22 protein-coding genes are annotated in these 20,171 nt (G+C 51.2%); 10 read left to right on the top strand and 12 right to left on the bottom strand.

From position 1 onward, the window contains the following. Positions 1–10: 10 nt before the first annotated feature. The 6 genes from KDM89_RS06105 to KDM89_RS06080 are packed head-to-tail and all read right to left on the bottom strand — an operon-like array spanning position 11 to position 7,870. On the bottom strand, positions 11–454 hold the full coding sequence (locus tag KDM89_RS06105; RefSeq protein WP_212687051.1) for a hemerythrin domain-containing protein: 444 nt from the start codon (positions 452–454) through the stop codon (positions 11–13). Beyond that, entirely contained in the window at positions 444–1,205 is a 762-nt protein-coding gene (locus KDM89_RS06100; RefSeq protein ID WP_212687050.1) for a peptidylprolyl isomerase, read from the bottom strand. The genes KDM89_RS06105 and KDM89_RS06100 overlap by 11 nt, the downstream gene beginning before the upstream one ends. A 9-nt stretch (positions 1,206–1,214) precedes the next feature. Continuing rightward, the gene (gene narI, locus KDM89_RS06095) at positions 1,215–1,898 is read right to left on the bottom strand and encodes a respiratory nitrate reductase subunit gamma (protein ID WP_212687049.1); all 684 of its coding nucleotides are present in this window, start codon (positions 1,896–1,898) and stop codon (positions 1,215–1,217) included. Continuing rightward, positions 1,895–2,572, bottom strand: coding sequence for a nitrate reductase molybdenum cofactor assembly chaperone (gene narJ / locus KDM89_RS06090; RefSeq protein ID WP_212687048.1), 678 nt, complete (start codon positions 2,570–2,572; stop codon positions 1,895–1,897). Before narJ ends, narI begins: the two co-directional genes overlap by 4 nt. Before the next feature lie 13 nt (positions 2,573–2,585). Beyond that, complete coding sequence (gene narH / locus KDM89_RS06085; RefSeq protein WP_212687047.1) at positions 2,586–4,142, bottom strand: nitrate reductase subunit beta; 1,557 nt, start codon at positions 4,140–4,142, stop codon at positions 2,586–2,588. After that, on the bottom strand, positions 4,139–7,870 hold the full coding sequence (locus KDM89_RS06080) for a nitrate reductase subunit alpha (protein WP_212687046.1): 3,732 nt from the start codon (positions 7,868–7,870) through the stop codon (positions 4,139–4,141). Before KDM89_RS06080 ends, narH begins: the two co-directional genes overlap by 4 nt. A gap of 710 nt (positions 7,871–8,580) precedes the next feature. Between KDM89_RS06080 and KDM89_RS06075 the strand changes: the two genes are divergently transcribed. The 4 genes from KDM89_RS06075 (at position 8,581) to arsH (ending at position 10,964) form a co-directional block, all read left to right on the top strand. Beyond that, the gene (locus KDM89_RS06075; protein ID WP_212687045.1) at positions 8,581–8,892 is read left to right on the top strand and encodes an ArsR/SmtB family transcription factor; all 312 of its coding nucleotides are present in this window, start codon (positions 8,581–8,583) and stop codon (positions 8,890–8,892) included. Positions 8,893–8,925: 33 nt separating this feature from the next. Beyond that, positions 8,926–9,411, top strand: a complete 486-nt coding sequence (locus KDM89_RS06070; RefSeq protein WP_212687044.1) for an arsenate reductase ArsC — start codon at positions 8,926–8,928, stop codon at positions 9,409–9,411. A gap of 99 nt (positions 9,412–9,510) precedes the next feature. Continuing rightward, positions 9,511–10,203: an aquaporin gene (locus tag KDM89_RS06065; RefSeq protein ID WP_212687043.1), complete on the top strand. Its 693-nt coding sequence runs from the start codon at positions 9,511–9,513 to the stop codon at positions 10,201–10,203. A 38-nt stretch (positions 10,204–10,241) separates the two neighbouring features. Next, positions 10,242–10,964 (top strand): arsenical resistance protein ArsH, encoded by a 723-nt coding sequence (gene arsH, locus KDM89_RS06060; RefSeq protein ID WP_212687042.1) that lies wholly within the window; start codon positions 10,242–10,244, stop codon positions 10,962–10,964. Positions 10,965–11,402: 438 nt separating this feature from the next. On the opposite strand, the gene KDM89_RS06055 is transcribed toward arsH, so the two are convergent. Together KDM89_RS06055 and KDM89_RS06050 are read right to left on the bottom strand one after the other, a co-directional pair. After that, positions 11,403–11,678 carry a hypothetical protein gene (locus KDM89_RS06055; protein WP_212687041.1) on the bottom strand — a complete coding sequence of 92 codons (276 nt, stop codon included), beginning with the start codon at positions 11,676–11,678 and terminating at the stop codon, positions 11,403–11,405. Between the two features lie 54 nt (positions 11,679–11,732). Next, entirely contained in the window at positions 11,733–12,101 is a 369-nt protein-coding gene (locus KDM89_RS06050) for a hypothetical protein (protein WP_212687040.1), read from the bottom strand. A gap of 355 nt (positions 12,102–12,456) precedes the next feature. Between KDM89_RS06050 and KDM89_RS06045 the strand changes: the two genes are divergently transcribed. Further along, positions 12,457–12,624, top strand: coding sequence for a hypothetical protein (locus tag KDM89_RS06045; protein WP_212687039.1), 168 nt, complete (start codon positions 12,457–12,459; stop codon positions 12,622–12,624). A gap of 206 nt (positions 12,625–12,830) precedes the next feature. Here the strand turns inward: KDM89_RS06045 and KDM89_RS06040 are convergent, their stop codons facing one another. Beyond that, positions 12,831–13,871 (bottom strand): RDD family protein, encoded by a 1,041-nt coding sequence (locus KDM89_RS06040; protein WP_212687038.1) that lies wholly within the window; start codon positions 13,869–13,871, stop codon positions 12,831–12,833. A gap of 456 nt (positions 13,872–14,327) precedes the next feature. On the opposite strand from KDM89_RS06040, the gene KDM89_RS06035 reads away from it, so the two are divergent. Then, entirely contained in the window at positions 14,328–14,666 is a 339-nt protein-coding gene (locus KDM89_RS06035) for a hypothetical protein (RefSeq protein ID WP_212687037.1), read from the top strand. Positions 14,667–14,738: 72 nt separating this feature from the next. On the opposite strand, the gene KDM89_RS06030 is transcribed toward KDM89_RS06035, so the two are convergent. Further along, positions 14,739–15,137 carry an ACT domain-containing protein gene (locus KDM89_RS06030; protein WP_212687036.1) on the bottom strand — a complete coding sequence of 133 codons (399 nt, stop codon included), beginning with the start codon at positions 15,135–15,137 and terminating at the stop codon, positions 14,739–14,741. A gap of 71 nt (positions 15,138–15,208) precedes the next feature. Beyond that, positions 15,209–15,961 (bottom strand): glucose 1-dehydrogenase, encoded by a 753-nt coding sequence (locus tag KDM89_RS06025; RefSeq protein WP_212687035.1) that lies wholly within the window; start codon positions 15,959–15,961, stop codon positions 15,209–15,211. A 201-nt stretch (positions 15,962–16,162) separates the two neighbouring features. Here KDM89_RS06025 and KDM89_RS06020 point away from each other — a divergent pair, with 201 nt between their 5' ends. Next, on the top strand, positions 16,163–16,831 hold the full coding sequence (locus KDM89_RS06020) for a ribonuclease E inhibitor RraB (protein ID WP_212687034.1): 669 nt from the start codon (positions 16,163–16,165) through the stop codon (positions 16,829–16,831). Positions 16,832–16,929: 98 nt separating this feature from the next. After that, entirely contained in the window at positions 16,930–17,598 is a 669-nt protein-coding gene (locus KDM89_RS06015) for a hypothetical protein (RefSeq protein WP_212687033.1), read from the top strand. A gap of 208 nt (positions 17,599–17,806) precedes the next feature. On the opposite strand, the gene KDM89_RS06010 is transcribed toward KDM89_RS06015, so the two are convergent. Beyond that, positions 17,807–18,715 carry a LysR family transcriptional regulator gene (locus tag KDM89_RS06010; protein WP_212687032.1) on the bottom strand — a complete coding sequence of 303 codons (909 nt, stop codon included), beginning with the start codon at positions 18,713–18,715 and terminating at the stop codon, positions 17,807–17,809. Positions 18,716–18,887: 172 nt separating this feature from the next. On the opposite strand from KDM89_RS06010, the gene KDM89_RS06005 reads away from it, so the two are divergent. Then, positions 18,888–19,424 (top strand): carboxymuconolactone decarboxylase family protein, encoded by a 537-nt coding sequence (locus KDM89_RS06005; RefSeq protein WP_212687031.1) that lies wholly within the window; start codon positions 18,888–18,890, stop codon positions 19,422–19,424. Positions 19,425–19,487: 63 nt separating this feature from the next. Next, entirely contained in the window at positions 19,488–20,171 is a 684-nt protein-coding gene (locus KDM89_RS06000; RefSeq protein WP_212687030.1) for a pyridoxamine 5'-phosphate oxidase family protein, read from the top strand.

Below are 20,171 nucleotides of genomic sequence, written 5' to 3'. Positions count from 1 at the left end.
CGTCGGCAGATTACCCGGAGCAGGTACAACCGCCACAACAGGCACTGCCTTCTGCTTTTGCACCCAGCACGCGATCCAGCATAGGATAAAGAATATTTTCTTCCTTCACATTATGCTGCTGTAATAACACGTTCAGCGTATCAATCGCAGCAAGTGCCTCCTCAGCCTGACCAGTATTCGCTGCACCGGCAGCTTGTGCTGCCATGTCACGGATATCGGCATGCTCGGTACGCATCACCGCTGTCGGGCCGGTCGTCATGCCGGTTTGCTTCTCGAATGCAGGAAACCAGTCCTGCTCTTCCTCCTGCAGATGCCGGTTCAGCATATCGGAAAACCGGTTCAGCAATACCAGCGCTTCGGTCAGTTGCCCATCGTTTAAGGCATTTTCTGCACGATGCAGTAATTCATCACATTCACGGTGTTCACTGACGAGATGAGGGATATCAGTTCGCATACTCTACTCCTGAAGACTGGGTCTGAAATTGCGGCAGAAAATCTGCACCGCGTATATCGGCTTGCTGGACCAGCTGACGCAGATATTCCTGCAAGGCTTGCTCAAAACTGCGTTGCTGAAGGGCTGTGGCGATTGATGCGGAAGCGACTTCGAAAGGTACCAGCACACCATCGTCCTTGTTACCCAGCGCAACAATGTGTAGACCGAAACGGGTTTCCACCAGCGCGGGAATCAATGCCTGTGGCACAGCTATCCAGACTGCCGCATCAAACTCCGGCACCATTTGCCCCGGCGTCATCTGTCCCAGATTGCCGCCCTGCTGCCCCGAAGGACAGTTAGACTGCGCTTTCGCGATGGCCGCAAACTGTGACGGATCTGCCTGCAATACAGCCAGCTGGGCCAGCGCATGAGCACGCAAGGCTTCCAGATCTACCTGCGGCGTGACCTGATACAGAATGTGCGACACCTCGGCGATTTGCCCCTTGCGGAAATGCTGCGGAAAGCGCTGATAATGACTCAGGCATTCTTCCTGCGTTGGTTCCGGCACACGTATTGCCTTATCCAGCAATGCAGAGATGCGTGTTTCTTCGTCGCCCTGCAAACCCAGTTTATCGGCTTCCTGTTGCAGCACATTGCGCAGAATCAGCGCGGTCATGGCGCTTTCCAGCGGATTCGTCTGATCCTGATGCAGCGGCAGCTCCCGCTCCATATCTGCATCGCTGAGTTCAATTCCATTGATCGAAACTGGCATGACAACTCCTTAGCGTGTACGAACCAGTTGCCAGGCACGGCGCAGGTAAGTGACCGAAGCAAAGCCACTCCATACGTGAACCAGACGGGTGAACGGGAAAATCACGAACAGACTCATTCCCATAAACAAGTGGATTTTGAACAGCAATGGCGCTTCTTCGATAAATCCTGCTGCGTCAGCACGGAATGTGAAGATGTGCTGAGCCCAGCTCATAAACAACACCATCATATGTCCGTCCAGATGGCTGGCAGAAACGAAGATCGTTGATAAACCCAGTGCCAGCGTGATCAGTATCCACAGCAGCAACACTTTATCGCCGAAGCGGGTAACTGCAGAAATACGCGCATCAGAAAAACGACGATGCAACAGGATCAGCAAGCCGGTCAGACACATCGTACCAAACACACCACCGGCGACCATCGCGATCATTTGTTTAAAGCCGTGGCTGACACCGAGGTTGTCCCACACGGCAACCGGTGTCAGCAAACCCACCATGTGGCCGAAGAACAAACCGATGATCCCGATATGAAACAGGATATTGCCGGCACGCAGATTACCTGTATGCAGCATTTGCGAGGAATCACTCTTCCAGGTGTACTGCTCCCGTTCAAAACGCGCCAGACTGCCGAACAGGAAAATCGCCAGTGCGATATAAGGATAAATACCGTATAAAAACTGATGCAGGTAATTCATGATGCGCTCCCGCGTTGTGTTGATTCAAAATTGGCGGCGGATTTCGGATAAAAACGGACCACCTGCTCATCCTTACCCGGCCTCAGCAAAGGCTCTGTACCATCTGCGCCGGGACCGAATTTTTCCATCACCTCATCCATGTCGCGTACTGGCGGCATTGATTGCTGACGCGGCTCGACTTCGGTGTACGCTGTCAGCACCAGTAAAGCATTCGCATACGGTGACTGCACATCGCGCAGCCTTGCACCGATCGCCGCAATCACGTGGATGGCTTCGCCCAGCATAGGCTCGGATTCTTCCGCCGGAATGCAGCTGAGAAACTCCAGAAACAAGGGCAGATAATCCGGAATTTCATTGCTGCCCGGCTCAAAGCCATGCCGCTGATACTCTTGCAGCAAATCCACCATGGCCTGACCACGGTCACGGCTTTCACCGTGAATATGTTCAAACAAATGCAAAGCCTGTGAAGGATTGCGGTCAAAGGTCGCCACATAGTTTTCCTGCAGCGTGATCAGATCGTGCGCAGACAGATAATCCAGCAGCGGCGCTAATACTTCAGGCAAATCCACTGGTGCATCCAGTGTTTGCACGACAGTCCGGATTTCAGGCAGGGCTGCCAGCATATCCTCTTCCGGATAGCTGAGCAGCGCTGAAATGACGCGGTAAATATTCATTTCAGCCTCCTGATTAACCCTGATCTGCCAGCGCTTTTTTGCGCGACTTCGGCATATCCACAAAAATCACACTGCCCTCTGCCTTGCGGCCGAACAAAGTGCCGTCGGATGTACCACCACTGCAACCATTACCAAACGTGAAGCCGCAGCTGCCTTTTTCGTTAAAGCTGTCTTCCACCATTTCTTTGTGAGAAGAAGGCACGACGAAACGGTCTTCGTAATTAGCAATCGCCAGAATCTGGTACATATCTTCCACCTGCGCCGGTGTCAGCCCGGTTTGCTGCAGCAAGGCCACGTCGGTATTGCCATGTACGGTTTGCTCGCGTTTGAATGCGCGCATTGCCAGCAAGCGTTCCAGTGCTTTCAGTACCGGCGCTTCATCGCCAGCAGTCAGCAGATTCGCCAGATAGCGTAGCGGAATACGCAACGAAGCCACATCCGGAATAATGCCGTTCATCCCCATACGGCCGGACTCAGCGGCTTTCTGAATCGGAGACAGCGGCGGGATATACCAGACCATAGGCAGCGTGCGGTATTCAGGATGCAGCGGGAACGCGATCTTCCAGTCCATCGCCATTTTGTACACCGGCGATTTTTGTGCAGAGATCAGCCAGCTTTCAGGAATACCCTGTTCGCGTGCCATTTTCTGCACTTCCGGATCGTGCGGATTCAGGAAGCAATCCAGCTGCGCCTGATACAGATCACGCTCATCGGCAACCGAAGCCGCTGCTTCGATTTTGTCTGCGTCATACAGCAACACACCCAGATAACGGATACGACCTACGCAGGTTTCCGAACAAACAGTTGGCTGACCGGCTTCGATACGCGGGAAGCAGAACGTACATTTCTCTGCCTTACCGGAACTCCAGTTGTAATAAATCTTTTTATACGGACAACCGGAGATACACATACGCCAGCCGCGGCATTTGTCCTGATCCACCAGCACAATGCCATCGTCTTCACGTTTGTAAATCGAACCGGACGGACACGAAGCCACACAAGCCGGATTCAGGCAGTGTTCGCACAAACGCGGCAAATACATCATGAAGGTCGATTCGAAGGTGCTGTACATCTCCTTCTGCAAACCTTCGAACAAGGCATCTTTACTGCGCGCGCTGAACTCACCACCCAGATCATCTTCCCAGTTCGGGCCCCAGACGATCTTGTCCATCTTTTTACCGGTAATCACAGACACCGGACGTGCTGTCGGCGGCGTTTCTGACAACGGCGCTTTTTGCAGATGTTCGTAATCGAAAGTAAATGGCTCGTAGTAATCGTCAATCGAAGGCAGATTCGGATTCGCAAAAATGTTTGCCAGAATCTTCAGACGGCTGCCCTGACGCGGTTCCAGCTTACCTTCTGCATTACGCTTCCAGCCGCCATTCCATTTCTTCTGGTTTTCCCATTCTTTCGGATAACCGATACCCGGCTTGGTTTCCACGTTGTTGAACCACGCGTATTCCACGCCGTCGCGACTGGTCCAGACGTTTTTACACGTGACCGAGCAGGTATGGCAGCCGATACATTTATCCAGATTCAGCACCATTCCGACTTGTGCACGAATTCTCATGATGCTTCTCCTTGTTCTTGCAGTTTGCCTTCCAGCCAGTCCACACGCTTCATCTTACGTACCACCACAAATTCATCGCGGTTACTGCCGACGGTACCGTAGTAGTTAAAGCCATAGGCCAGCTGCGCATAACCGCCGATCATGTGGGTTGGTTTCAGCACGGCGCGGGTCACCGAGTTATGGATACCACCGCGTTTTTTACTGGTTTCTGCACCCGGCACATTGATGATTTTTTCCTGTGCGTGATACATCAGGCACATGCCGTCCGGCACACGCTGGCTGACCACGACACGCGCTGTCAGCGTACCGTTACTGTTGAACACTTCGACCCAGTCGTTATCCACCAGCCCGGCTTTTTTTGCGTCCTGTTCAGATACCCAGACGTGCGGACCGCCACGGCTTAAGGTCAGCATACGCAGATTGTCGGAATACGTGGAGTGAATGCCCCATTTCTGATGCGGTGTAATCCAGTTCAGCACGATTTCTTTTTCACCGTTCGGCATTTTGTCCAGCACCGGCTCAATCGTCTTCGTATCAATCGCTGGTTTATACACGCAGAAGCCTTCACCGAATTCCAGCATCCAGCGGTGGTCCTGATAGAACTGCTGGCGACCGGTCAGTGTGCGCCACGGTATCAGTTCATGCACATTGGTATAACCGGCGTTGTAGCTGACTTCTTCCGATTCCAGACCCGACCAGGTCGGTGCAGAAATAATTTTGCGTGGCTGCGCCTGTACATCGCGGAAACGGATTTTGTCGTGCTCGCGGCCAACCGCCAGATGCGTATGATCGCGGCCTGTGATTTTGCTTAAGGCTTCCCAGGCTTTTACCGACACATGGCCATTGGTTTCAGGTGCGAAGGTCAGAATCATTTCCGCCGCATCAATCGCGGTTTCCAGTTTCGGACGACCTTCACTGACACCGGCATCGGCTACCCGTTTGTTCAGGTCTGCCAGTTCATGCACTTCATGCTCTGTATTCCAGTTAATGCCTTTACCGCCATTGCCCAGTTTGTCCAGCAGCGGGCCGACTGAAGTGAATTTTTTGTAGATCTGACGGTAATCACGTTCCACCACCACAAAGTTCGGCGCGGTTTTACCCGGAATCAGATCGCATTCGCCTTTTTTCCAGTCTTTCGGTTCAAACGCTTGTCCCAGTTCAGACGGCGTATCATGCATTAATGGCTGCAACACGATGTCCTGACGGGTACCCAGATATTCGCCACCGATTTCTGTGAATTTTTTGGCGATGCCTTTATAAATTTCCCAATCGCTTTTGCTTTCCCACAAAGGCTGCACGGCTTCACTCAGCGGATGAATGAATGGATGCATATCTGAGGTATTCAAATCATCTTTTTCATACCATGTTGCGGTTGGCAGCACGATATCGCCGTACAGGCAAGTCGTACTCATCCGGAAATCCAGCACCGTCAGCAAATCCAGCTTGCCTTCTGCCGCTTCTTCGCGGAATTTCACTTCCGCCGGACGAATCGCATCGTTTTCATCATCAAACAAGGCGTTTTGTGTACCGAGCAGATATTTCAGGAAATATTCGTGCCCTTTTCCGGAACTGCCCAGAATATTGGAGCGCCACACAAACATATTGCGCGGGAAGTTTTTCGGATTATCCGGATCATCGCAGCTCATATGGATGGAACCGTTTTTCAGTCCCTGAGCAAGGAAGGCTTTCGGATCTGCACCGGCCGCTTTGGCCTGATCACAAATATCCAGCGGATTGGTTTCCAGTTGCGGTGCTGACGGCAACCAGCCCAGACGCTCGGATTTCGCATTCAGATCAATCATGCTCATGTGGCTGAATTTCGACTTGTCCGCCGTTGGAGCAAGGATTTCATCCACATGCAGTTTTTCATGACGCCACTGGCTGGTATGCGCATAGAAGAAACTGGTGCCATTCATCTGACGTGGCGGACGTACCCAGTCCAGCGCAAATGCCAGCGGAGCCCAGCCGAATTGCGGACGCAGTTTTTCCTGACCCACATAGTGCGCCCAGCCACCGCCGGACTGACCAACGCAGCCGCACATCATCAGCAGATTGATAATGCCGCGATAAATCATATCGTTGTGGTACCAGTGGTTCAGCGCAGCACCGACAATCACCATGCTCTTACCGTGGGTGTCGTGCGCATTTTGTGCAAACTCACGCGCTACCTGAATCACCAGCTCACGCTTCACGCCGGTATGTTTTTCCTGCCATGCCGGTGTGTAAGGCACGTCATCGTCATACGACGAAGCAACACTGCCACCCAGACCCTGATCCACGCCATAGTTGGCCATCGTCAGGTCATACACCGTAGCGACCAGCGCTTCAGAACCGTCCGCCAGTGTCAGGCGGCGTACCGGTACTTCGCGCAGCAACAGGTCGGATGCATCTTTACCACCGAAATAGCTGAAGCCAACCGTCGCGATTTCATCATTGCTATCCACCAGACTCAGCACCGGATCGATTTCACGACCGCTGCCGCCATCTTTGCTTTCCAGATTCCAGCGGCCGACTTTTTCACCGTTATTGTGCTTGTCTTCGCCCCAGCGGAAACCAACCGAACCATTCGGCGTGACCAGTGTATTAGTCGCTGCATCAATCGCAACCGTTTTCCAGTCCGGATTATTCGCTTCGCCCAGACCGCCCGGCAATTCCGAAGCACGCAGGAACTGGTCCGGCACAAAATGTCCGTTACGCTGCTGCAAACGCACCAGCACCGGCATATCGGTGTACTGTTTCACATAACCACGGAAATAATCAGACTTACCGTTCAGGTGGAATTCTTTCAGCACCACATGGCCCATCGCCATCGCCAGCGCCGCATCCGTACCCTGCTTCGGTGCCATCCAGATATCGCCGAACTTCACCATCTCACCAAAGTCAGACGATACTGCAACCGTTTTTGTACCCTTGTAGCGCACTTCGGTATAGAAGTGGGCATCCGGCGTACGGGTTTGCGGCACGTTAGAGCCCCAGACCATCAGATACGTGGAGTTATACCAGTCCGCCGATTCAGGCACGTCGGTCTGCTCGCCCCAGATTTGCGGGCTGGCAGGCGGCAAATCGCAGTACCAGTCATAGAATGACAGGCAGGCACCACCAATCAGACTCAGATAACGCGCACCGGCGGCATACGACACCATCGACATCGCCGGAATCGGCGAGAACCCGACGACGCGATCCGGGCCGAATTTTTTGACGGTAAACGCATTTGCTGCGGCAATAATTTCCTCTGCCGTATCCCAGTCAGCACGCACAAAACCACCCAGACCACGCACCGATTTATAGCGCTTGGCCTTTTCCGGATTCTGGCTGATCGATTCCCATGCAGCGATCGGGTCCATGGTTTTACGCGCTTCACGCCACATTTCCATCAGACGACCACGGATCATCGGATATTTCACGCGCTGCGCAGAATACACATACCAGCTGTAAGACGCACCGCGCGGACAACCGCGCGGCTCATGGTTAGGCAAATCCGGACGGGTGCGCGGATAATCGGTTTGCTGGGTTTCCCAGGTAATCAAACCGTTTTTGACATAAATTTTCCAGGAACAGGAACCGGTACAGTTCACGCCATGCGTGGAACGGACGATTTTGTCATGCTGCCAGCGGCTGCGATACGCGTTTTCCCACTTACGGTCTTCGTCGACCACGGCACCGTGGCCATTGGCGAATGTCGACTTCACATGCGACATAAACCGCAGTCTGTCTAAAAAGTGACTCATTATTGACTCCATTTGGTGTGGGAAAACCCACTCTGTTGGCACTGTAAGCAGTGTAAAAATGAAGTCCGTCTGTGAATATTCGTCGATGCGGGTAAGCCGCCACGGCGTAAGGTCTAGCCCGCCTAGTCCGAAAGAACTAGTCGGCTATAGTGCCGGGTGTTCAGCAGGCGCTGTGATGCAGTCCGATTGCAGTGAAGCGCTGTAAGGCTGTGAGGAAGAGCGGACTATGCGGAAGTCCGCATTGATCATTTACGGAGACCCGCAGTTTCCGCCGACGACCGGCAGATTGGTGTGCGGAGATCCGCATTTGGGGTGTTTTTGTGAGTTTTGAGGAGACTTTGGAGGCTAAAGTGAATCGGGGGCTTAAGGGATTTGCTGTCGCGCATCTGTTTTGCAAAATTCCTGCCTTACTTAGCTTCCGTTCTGTCTTGCAGCGTTCAAATGAATGCCTGATTAAGCAGCATCAAAATGATTTCCGCAAATTATTCAGAGATATTTGACTCATTACCAAGCACCATCGAAATTGAATACACCAGTCCCTGATGTCTTATTGCTTTTGAAGGATCTGAGCACTAGAAATATCAATCGATTAGCTAAAGACTATATAAGCCAGACTCCTCATCAATATTACAAAAAACCATTGCAATCCTCCACTTTCATTTCTATAATTCGACTATTATAGAATTATCGATTTTAAACAATGAGGTGCTATGGAAACCAAACAAGCGATCGCGGCGCTGGCGGCAATTGCACAGGAGTCGCGGCTGGCGGTGTTTCGTCTGTTAGTGCAGGCGGGGCCGGAGGGCATGATTGCCAGCAAGATCAGTGAGCAACTGGAAATTCCACCTTCTTCGTTGTCATTTCATCTGAAAGAATTAAGCCATGCCGGTATGGTCAACGTCAGGCAGGACGGGCGTTTTATGATTTATTCGGCCAATTTTGACACCATGAATGGTCTGGTCAGTTTTCTCACTGAAAACTGCTGTGGCGGTTCACCCTGCGCACCGGACACCTGTTGCTAATACCCATTTTCTGATCCGCTTACTGAAAACATCATGAACGTACTTTTTCTCTGCACCGGCAATTCCTGCCGCTCCATTCTGGGCGAAGCGACTTTTAATCATTTAGCACCTGCGGGCTGGAAAGCCATGAGTGCAGGCAGCCAGCCCACCGGACAAGTGCATCCGCGCTCGCTGGCTTTGCTGGCAAAAGAAGGCATCGCCACCGAAGGCTATAGCAGCAAGTCCTGGGACAATTTACCAGCCACGCCGGATATTGTGATTACCGTATGTGCCAGCGCCGCCGGCGAAACCTGCCCGGCCTATCTGGGACCAGTGCTGCGCACGCACTGGGGCGTGGAAGATCCGGCACACGCCACTGGCAGCGACGATGAAATCAACGCGGCATTTATGCAGGCGTACCGGATTTTACGCGCCCGCATTGAAGCATTTCTGGCCTTGCCGCTGGAAACACTGGTGCAGGACAAAACGGTACTGAAAACAGCACTGGACAAGATCGGCAGCCTGCTGCCAGCACAGTAATCACGACATTTTTTTATACTGAGTTTTGTACTGAACATACAAATCATAAATAAAGTATGCGCTGTCAGGAATGCGCATGCGAATAAAGGGAATACAGGAATGGGTAGCGTGAAGCGACTGGTAGCCGAGGGTTTAGGTACGGCTTTTTTGTTAGCGGTGGTGGTGGGTTCCGGCATCATGGCGGAAGGTCTGGCGGGCGGTAATATTGCAATCGCCCTACTCGCGAATGCGATTGCCACCGGTTGCGGTTTAATTGCCCTGATACTGATGTTCGGCGCAATTTCCGGTGCGCATTTCAATCCGGTGGTGAGCTTATCGGAAGCATGGCTCGGCAATCTTCCGCGCAATGAAGTGCTGCCATATATAGCGATACAAATTGCCGGTGCTTTTGCCGGTGTTGCGATGGCACACAGCATGTTTGGCGAGCCGGCATTTTTTGCGTCAGAACATGTGCGAACCGGCTGGTCTCAGTGGTGGAGTGAGTTTGTCGCAACCTTCGGGCTGATCGCCGTCATTATCAGCACGTCCAGAACGCGACCGGGTGTGACGCCGATTGCAGTCGCTGCTTATATCACTTCTGCTTACTGGTTTACCGCATCCACTTCGTTTGCCAATCCGGCAGTAACGCTGGCACGCGCCGCCAGCAATACTTTTGCCGGAATTCGCCCTGCCGATACCTTGGGTTTTATCGTCGCACAATTAGCCGGTGCAATGGTCGCTACGATTTTATTTAACTGGCTGTATCCGGCAACGCCAAAAGCTACTGTCACTGCAACAGTAGAAACGAACTGAACAAGGCGATAAAACCATTACCGATAGCGAGGATCAGCGTGTCACATCATCTTTCTGATTTACCCAATTTACAAACGGAACTGTTTCAGCAACCGGACATCAGCCAGTTACGGCCTGCCAGCCCGTCACAGCATCCGCCGCGCTTCTTACTGCTGTACGGTTCTCTGCGCGAACGCTCTTACAGCAAATTACTCACGCTGGAAGCCGCGCGTCTGCTGACTGCGATGGGTGCTGACGTTAAAGTGTTTGATCCGAAAGATTTACCGCTGCCGGATGGCGCGCCGGAAGACCATCCGAAAGTCAGAGAATTGCGCGAACTGACGCTCTGGGCCGAAGGCATGGTCTGGTGCTCGCCGGAACGCCACGGCGCAATGACCGGCATTATGAAAGCACAAATCGACTGGATTCCGTTAAACAGCGGCGCAATCCGCCCAACGCAGGGAAAAACACTGGCGGTCATGGAAGTATCCGGCGGCTCGCAATCATTCAATGCCGTCAACCAGCTACGCATACTAGGCCGCTGGATGCGCATGCTGACCATTCCTAACCAGTCCTCCGTACCCAAAGCATTTCTGGAATTTGACGACGCCGGACGCATGAAACCATCCGCCTACTATGACCGGGTAGTCGATGTGATGGAAGAACTGATGAAATTCACCCTGCTCACCCGCGACATCGCCCCCTATCTTGTTGACCGCTACAGCGAGCGCAAAGAAAGTGCCGAAGCATTGTCTAAGCGGGTCAATCAGCGCAGTATTTAAGGCCGAAGAGGCTCGGTGAGTTTAGTTCAGTCCACCTGTGGACGCCCGTTAATGCGGGGCTGAGAAGGAGAGCGGACTATGCAGAAGTCCGCATGTATCACTTACGAAGACCCGCAATTTCCGCCGACGACCGGCAGATTGGTATGCAGTGATCCGCATTTGGCGTGTTTTTACGGGGTTTGAACAGAATTTCGGCGCTTCAGGGGAATCAGGGACAGATGAGGACATATTGCCTATGTTTCATTGTCTGAGCTCCGACGGATGCCTCTGCCACTTTTAGCAAATTAAGCAATTCGCGGTGAGATAGCGGAAAACACCGAGCACATTTTGTCTGACTGCGGATAAAGAATAGTCACTTGGCGGTTTACCCCCACGTTCAAGTAAGATGGTCAGAATCTTTTACTCGGTGGCACTTACAGTTGACCCGGCCTGCGGCACTCAATCTCCGTCTAAGCCAACATGCCCGGAGTCATGTCCGTAAATATCACGGCCGCCGTGATAATCCGTATTTCCACCATCTCCGGGGCCGTCGTGCGAACGGATCGCTTTGTTAATTTTGTCCCTGCGTCCGCCACGCGAAAGAATGCCAAGCCCCAAGGCCATCAGCGCAAATCCACCCCAGAACCACACAAGACCAAACCAGTGATGCCCAAGTATGGATGCGCTAATGCCAAGCGCCAAAATGAGAAAGCCGATATAGTCAAAGGGGCGCATAAGCTGAGTAGTGTCAGAGTTCAAAGAGATTTAAAAATTCAATGCGACGACGGGCTAAAGTAAAAGTGCACTTCTGCGAACGAGTAACCACCCGCACAATACACCAAGCGGAGCGGAAGCCATCCAAATCACCAACACCGCAGCAGAAGCCGGTTGCGGGAATTGCGCAAAAATTGAAGAAGCTACAGCAAGAATCAGAAGCGTCATCCAGGCACGGTTAGAACGCGGTGGCGAAAACCGGACGGTGACAAATCCTGCGACACATGCGCTGAGAAATTTCATGCTCAGCATTAAAAACCAAGCTTTCGTTCCCGCATCTTCCATATCGTTCAGAAAGGGCTGACGTTCAAACGCTACTGAGGCCGCGCTATCCAGTAACAATACAAGTCCAGTCAGCACTGTCGACACACCAAAATTTGCCACGATACCGGAGCAAAGGCCAAACCAGTAGCTTCTCTAATGAGGCTCTATTTTGTTCGGAAGTTGTTCACCAGACGCCATATAAATATATTTATATAATGCACACATCTACACTGATGTATACGTAAGTTACAAAAAGTACATAGTAACATTCAAGACTATTCGAACCGACTATCTGGAATTTTTTGGATAAGCTTTCGTAGATCATGCCCGTTTCGTCTGACTAGAACTGATTTGATCAATACCAGCGAGATGTGTTTGAAACGTATTATGGGCTGCAAGAGTGTTAGTAAATTCATACCAAAACACTGCATACGTATTCCGATCGGACAGCGGAGTAGAATTTTCAGGCGCTACGATGATGAAGTTGCTGCGGGTCCGAAATGTGGGGCCGGTCTGCATCAAGCCGTTCGGCCCCTTGCAGGGCGGTTTTATGGAAATTTCCAACTGTATGTTGCTCGATGACTGCATTAACCAGCAATGGTTCTCGACATGCCAAACAGCCATAGTCTTCATCGTAAAATGAAAAAAATTTCATAACATTGAACGGCTAAAGTCTGCGCTCAGCAACCGGACACCGACCGAAGTACACCGCCGACTTTGGCGAAATCAGACTACTTGAAACCGAAGACTCAATCTCAGATGTGCAACAAACTTCTTTATCAAGTCTGACTCAGGGGATAATTACCCCGAGTCGCTTTAAATTTTATCGGTCAATTCATTTTTCTTAGATCATGGATTTTTGGCTTTACCCAATTCTTCTTGCGTAAAAATGTGCCTATAATACGACCACTTAGATGCAATTCCGATATCAAATCCATAAACCATATTTACTTGAACTGCATTAATTTTCTTTGCATCTGTGTATATTATCATGGCATCATTTGCGAGTTTCTTAGCGAACTCTACGTCACCAACGTTATTGCTACGAATATACGCCGTAATTATTAAATTTTTATTCTTATCCTCACTATTTTTATTGATGTAAAAATCTGTGGAACTTACGCTTATATCTACAAGGCTTTTTTCTTTAATTAATATGTCTCCGATGTAATTTAGTTGAACTAAATTAATATCTCCAAACAAATTTTTAATATACACCGATAAAGCAGCTGCCATAAAAAAAATAACTATTACAACTGCGTAATGCATTTTATGGGTCTTTTGAAGACTTGCAAATTTATTATCTTCATTCGATACATTTACAACGTAACTTCCTACTGCAATGTCATGCAATGACTGTCGTGTCCGCCAATTGAAAATGTAAAGGTAAGTAGCCGATAAATTTACACCAAAAGTGATCATTATAGCTAAACTATAAAATAGCTTACTGCTTACACTTTCCGGAAGCTGAACCCCATTCAGAAATAATGGCATGAAAAATATTGCATATCTAATTAAAGATCTTGGTAAGCTCAAAATATTATTTGTTGAATCAACAACACGTATCTTAAGTATCTTTTTACCAATTGTTTGCCCTCCAAAAACTTTACTGTTTAAAAAACCAAAGTATATTGTCGTCACAAAAATCCCAAATAACCTTCCTAAATTACCAATTTGAACAAATTCATTTTCAAATACATAACCAAGAACCATTCCTATAGTTGCTATGATTGCAACATCTATGAAAAATGCTCCAATTCTTCTCCAAAATCCCGCTATCCATTTTGATTCGCTATTCATTATTTCTTTTCCAAATTCAATAATTAGAGTCCAACTTAACTGGCGACAGGAGCGATAAAGACGCTGAAAATCTGCCCACATGCCAGACATGTTATCTGCTTAGCACAGGGAGCCGTCGTCAATAAATAAACTTTAAATTTACGATCAACCTTTACTAATCCTCTTTCGCCAGGCCACTGCCTGTCCATTGTCCAGGAACAAAGTCTAGGCAGTTGCGAAGCCCGTAAGCGTGCCAAGGATAACAAGCTTTCAGGCTGAAAGCTGTGATTTTCTAAAGAATTTTACGTTTATCACCTGTCAATATTCAGGATGATTACAATCACTTAGTCTGTTCTTTCAGATAACTTGGAATTTAATCTATTTTTGACAGAGATGTGGTGATGTAGTATGAAAAGATTTCACCGCACTTTTCTTATTTTTTCCACGGAAGTAAACAATATTATGTTTAAGTTTTTTTAATTATAACTTTTTTAAGAAATGAAAATTAAAAACCATCTCTCGACTGTTGGTCTCACAATCTTCCTGTTCAGTTATATCAGCATGAATATGGTTGTTGGCCTCGATGGCACAGAGATAGAGTTGTATGGCTTCCCCCTGCCATGGAATGCGCGATCTCCGGCGTTCTCTCTGGCAAAAGACATTTATTTGCTGCCTGCACTGCTGGATTTTGGCGTGTACTTCGTGTTCGCAAAGATATTGCTGAGGTTCGCACAAAATGTCTTTAGCTTGAAGAAAAACATTTTGCAGATCGCATGTTGGATTGCGGGAATATCAGGTTTGATCGGAATCATTTCCGTGTTCGCAATCAACGATTTCAGTATCCACATGTGGCCAATGGATTGGCCAGAACGAATAATCAATGTCGGGCCAGGTACGGGGTTTTAGAAAATGCCGCTACAGATCGAGGTCGCTTACTTCTTGCCCAAAAAACCTGCGCTTCATTTTTAAGTTTACCAATCATCCCGCTCCACGCTGCAAAGCTCTCAACGTATCCATCGCCGATTCCGCCTTCTCCACCGGCACAAAAATATGATCATGGTAAGCGCCTGCCACCACATTGCAGCTGATGCCGGCTTCGCCCAGTACGGTCGCGAAAGCGGCGGTGAGGCCGACAGCTTGTAAGTCGGAGTGCACGGTCAGGGTAATCCATGCGGCGCGGAACAGGATGGCTAAACCAGCGTTCAGCGCCTGTTGTTCAGGCAGTACCAGCGTCAGCCCCTCGGCTTCTGTGACAGTGACGACCGGCGACAAGCCTTGCAATTCTGTGCCGTGCGGGACGACGCAATAGGCGTACACACCTTCATGTAATACTGGCTGCATGGATTGCAGCAAAAGATTCAGATCAGAAATCGCCATTTTATCTCTCTTAGTACAGTGTGATTCGCAGCTCAGGGGCGGCTTCATTCGCGCGATTCAATACTACCGGATTACAAACCGCCCGCCGCATCAATAAAACTGCCGGTCACGAATGAAGATTTTTCTGATGCCAGCCACAGGATGGCTTCGGCGATTTCCTGCGGGTAGCCGCCGCGTTGCAGCGGGATGCGGGATTTGAGGCGGTCTACGCGGCTGGCTTCGCCGCCGGAAGCGTGCATGTCGGTGTAAATCAGGCCGGGGCGGACGGCGTTGACGCGGATGCCTTCGGCGGCCACTTCCAGCGCCAGCCCGCGCGTCATGGTATCGACAGCGCCTTTGGAGGCCGCGTAATCGATGTATTCATGTGGTGAGCCACTCTTTGCCGCACCGGATGACACATTGACGATGGCACCACCGTTGCCACCGTGTCTGGTAGACATGCGCAGCACTGCTTCTTTACAGCACAGGAAGCAACTGATGACATTGGTGCGCAGTATTTCTGAAAATCTTTCTTCAGAAATATCAGTAAATGAACATTGTTGTTGCAGTATGGCTGCATTGTTGACCAGCACCGTGACCTTGCCGAATGCTGCTTCGGTCTGATCAAACATGCGTTTCACATCGGCTGCCAGTGATACATCCGCCTGCACCACGATGCAGCGACCACCTGCGCTGACGATATCGGCCTGCACGCTTTCCGCAGCCGCCAGATCCTTACAGTAATTGATGCACACTGCGTAACCATTTGCGGCAAACAGTCTGGCAGTTTCGGCACCGATGCCACGGCTGGAACCGGTGATGATGGCGACTTTTGTGTTTGTCATGCGCGCTCCTGTGTTTGCTTTATGTATTTTTTGGTTTTCCGTCAGCTTTTACTTTCTGTTCTGGCAGTTTAACGGTAAAAAGCAGATGATGTTTCGCGCAATGATTTGTGAAGTGACGACGCGAACTATCCGATAGCACGCCGGTCTGAGATGCGCTTCTGTCAATCCGGTGATACCGATTACTGCTGCGAGGAATTTCTTATGAATCAGGTTCAGACATTCTGGCATGATTTTCTGTACTTGCTGCCGCAATTCACAGAGGGCGATGAGCCTTCTCTGTCAGCGATGGAGTCTTTACTGACGTCGCTGCAAATGATCGACGACAGGCTGTATTTTTTTATTGGTTCAACCGATGAAGGCATGGATCTGATTTTGTCAGCGGAAGGCTATCCGGATCTGATGCCAGTCATCGCTGATATGAAAGCGGCGGCGCCTGCGATGCCGGGCTGGCACATCGTGGTTTCTTATGAGGCAGATCTGTTGTTTGGTCAGCGCAATATGCGTGTGTTTCCCGACACCGACAACGGGAATGTACTTTACATGATGGCATGTAAAGGCGATGCATTGTGGATCAGCAGAGCTGTTGATTTCTCTGTCGTTTTTCCGGACATGCAGGCGGCGGAAGCATTTGCAGTGAAGTTAAGGGAGGACGGATATTCCTGCGAAGCCAGTCTTTACGATGGTGCAGAGCGTTTTCATGCGCAGGCAGAGGTTACGCTGCCATTGATTCCGACCTGTGACAATATCGGTAAAGCAGAAGATATGCTGGCTGCGCTGGCATTGCCTTTTGGCGGACAAAATGATGGCTGGGGTTGCTTTGAAGTGAGCGCAGAGGATGCGAACCTCGCGTTGCAGAAAATTACTGAATAGTTACTGAATAGTTGCTGAATTTGTGCGGAACTATTGCTGCCTATTTGATCCGTTTTTTGCAAAATTGAGTGATTACATAGAAACCGAAAGGCGATGCGATGAGATTGTTTTTAATGACCGCAATAATGCTGCTGAGCGGGCAGGCGTTGGCCGCAGAGCCGGATACCTGCAGAAACGGCGCTTTCCCTTCATATCCGGAAATAAGTTACGGCGAAGTGTCGGTCAGTGCAGGGCAGCCTGCGGCTGTCTTTCCTGACGGGGAAGGCTGCCCTGATTCCTCCTCGTGCAGTCAGAAAGATGCGCTGAAGAAGGGCGACAAAGTACTGATCGCTCATGCATCGGATCGCTGGAGCTGCGTATGGTATTCAGGAAAACACAGCGAAGTGGTCGGATGGATCGCCAGTCAGAACATTCGTGCCTTGCCGGAACGCGATACCTCAATGAAGAACTGGCTTGGCAACTGGAAATCTATCGGCGGCGCGGCGCGTATCATGATCAGGCAGTCAGCGGATGGTCAGCTGACAGTCACCGGGACGGCGCGCTGGGTAGGCGGACCGGGGCCGACCGGTGAACGCATCATCCACTTCGGCGATCTGTCCGGTACAGCACGGCCTGCCGGTCATCAGTTGCGCATCGGTGATCCCGAAGCAGCGTATACCTGCGTGGCGAGTTTCCGCTTGCTGCATGATCAGCTGGTGGTGTCGGATAACGGCCTGTGCGGCGGCGCGAATGTCCGGTTTGATGCGGTGTACCGCAAGCAACACTGATCCGGCAGGCGGTGAGGAAGATCCCGGGCAGTTTCTGAGCCTGAAATCGGCCTGAATGCGGTGTTCAGCACAGGCATCTGGCGGTCGTCGGCAGAAACTCCGGGCGTCCGGAAATGACGTATGACGATCTCTGCACAAACAAGTGCTCAGTTGCGGCGGTTTGATGGGTCACAATCGCGGTACATACAGGCTTTCCGACAGCTCAAAATCAGTCAACTGACTGCAATGCAGTCTGCTGGCGTAAGCCTTGCACCAAATGATCGACCAGACTGCGCACGCGCGCCGAGCCGCCGCGCCCTTCGCGATGCACAACATGCACCGGCCACGGTGCCGGTTCGTAATCGCTCAGTACGGTTTGCAGGCTGCCCTGCTGTATTTCTGCAGCAACCTGATAGGACAATAAGCGTGCGATTCCGGCATGCATGATGACTGCACAGATCGCCGCATCATTGGTACTGACGGTGAGGCGCGGTTTCACGCGTATGGTCAGCGGCTGTGTATTTTCTGTAAATTGCCATTCTGTATTGGTGCCGACACCGGTGGCTGCGATGATCTGATGCTGCGCCAGATCGGCCGGTGTCTGCGGTGTACCATGTTGTGCCAGATACTGCGGCGAAGCGCACAGCACGCGCCGTATGCTGCCAACGCGAATCGCGCGCATGCTGGAATCCGCCAGCTCACCGATACGCACACCGACTTCCACGCCCTCTTCCAGCATATTCACCACGCGGTCCAGAAACAGCGCAGAGACTTGCATGTCCGGATACGTTTGCAGATAGCTGACCAGTTGCGGCATCACGAATAATTTTCCGAACAAAACCGGTGCCGTCATCGTCAGATGCCCGCGCGGCGCGGCATTGATACCGATTACCGCGTCATCCGCTTCCTGCATTCTGGCCAGAATCTGACGTGCATCGTCCAGATAGCGCAGTCCGGCTTCGGTGGGACGCACAAAGCGCGTGGTGCGGTTCAGCAGTTTCACGCCCAGCGTCTGCTCCAGCGCCGCAATGGTACGGGTTAAGGCGGGAGCCGACATATTCAGCCGCCGCGCAGCACGGGCGAAACTTTCTTCCTCGGCAACGGCAACATAGGCCGTCAGCTGTATAAAGCGATCCATAAGGTAGTGATTCTGATGATTTCGATTATTCCGATTATCCCAATTATTCCGCATATCGCAATAATCTATTGCAATTTCCGGTGATTCTTATTTCAAACGTTATCACTCAGAATGCATTCCATCGTTGCTGCAAGCACGACACCGTGAGTAACCCACACCGAAAGGATGCATCATGAGCCGTATTACCTTAGTCAGCGCAGAACACGCCAATGCCGAACAACAAGCCCTGTACGCGGCGATTCAGGCAGAACTGGGCGTGGTTCCTAACTTCCTGAAAGTCTTCGCCCATTCGCCGGATGCACTGCGCGCCTTCCTCGGTTTGTACGGCATCACGAAACAGGGCAGTCTGGCAGCGACCACCCGTGAACGGATTGCACTGGCGATTGCCCAGAAAAACTCCTGCGAATACTGCCTGTCTGCCCATACTGCGCTGGGCAAAAAAGCCGGTCTGAGTCACGAAGAGATTGAGGCTAACCGTGCCGGCAGCAGCCTGGATGCTCAGGCAGCGGTGGCGGTGAATCTGGCGCGTTCGCTGATGGAACATCACGGCGAAATCACCACCGCCGAGCTGCTGGAAGCGCGCGCCGCCGGATTCAGTGACAGCGACATTGTGGAAATCATTATCCACGTTGGCTTAAACCTGCTGACCAACATGATCGGCAAAGCCAGCCGCGTTGATATCGACTTTCCGAAAGTCAGTCTGAATTAATGCGCTCCGGCAGGCAGCCATCGTTCGCCTGCCGGTCTTCATCATTGCCATCAGGAGCCAGCTATGCCACGCGCGTTTACTCAACTGCACTTTACGGAATCGGTGAAAGCAGCGCAGGCTGCTTACGGCAGCCGTACATCGAATCTCGCGCTGGAAATGAGCAGCGTCGGTCACGATCAGCTCGGTGAGACCGAAAAAGCGTTTATCGAAGAGCGTGACAGCTTTTATCAGGCCACCGTCAATGAAAACGGCTGGCCTTATGTCCAGCACCGCGGCGGCGCGGCTGGCTTTCTGCAAGTGCTGGACGCACACACCGTTGCTTTCGCAGACTTCAGCGGCAATCGCCAGTACATCAGCGTTGGCAATCTGCGCAGCAACAACAAAATCGCGCTGATCCTGATGGATTACCGCTATCGCCGCCGCTTAAAGCTGTGGGGCCGTGTCCGTATCGTGCATGAAGCGGAAGATCCGGCACTGATTGCGCGGCTGGAAGTGCCCAGCTATCGCGCACCCATAGAACGCGCGTTTGTGATTGAGGTTGAAGCCTTTGACTGGAATTGCCCGAAACACATTACCCCACGTTACACCGAGCATGAAGTCAGTGAACTGATCGATTCTTTGCAGCAGGAAATTGCGCAACTGAAACAAGAACGTGACCAGCTTCTTGCGCTCAGTACCGCCGCCAGCCTGCATCGCGATCCGGACACTGACCTGTTATCCCACCCCCACCTGCCCGACTTCACTTGA

The organism is Cognatundibacterium luofuense (assembly GCF_018139685.1).
Classification (GTDB): Bacteria; Pseudomonadota; Gammaproteobacteria; order Burkholderiales; family Burkholderiaceae_D; genus Undibacterium; species Undibacterium luofuense.
This window is presented reverse-complemented; position numbering and strand designations above follow the sequence as displayed.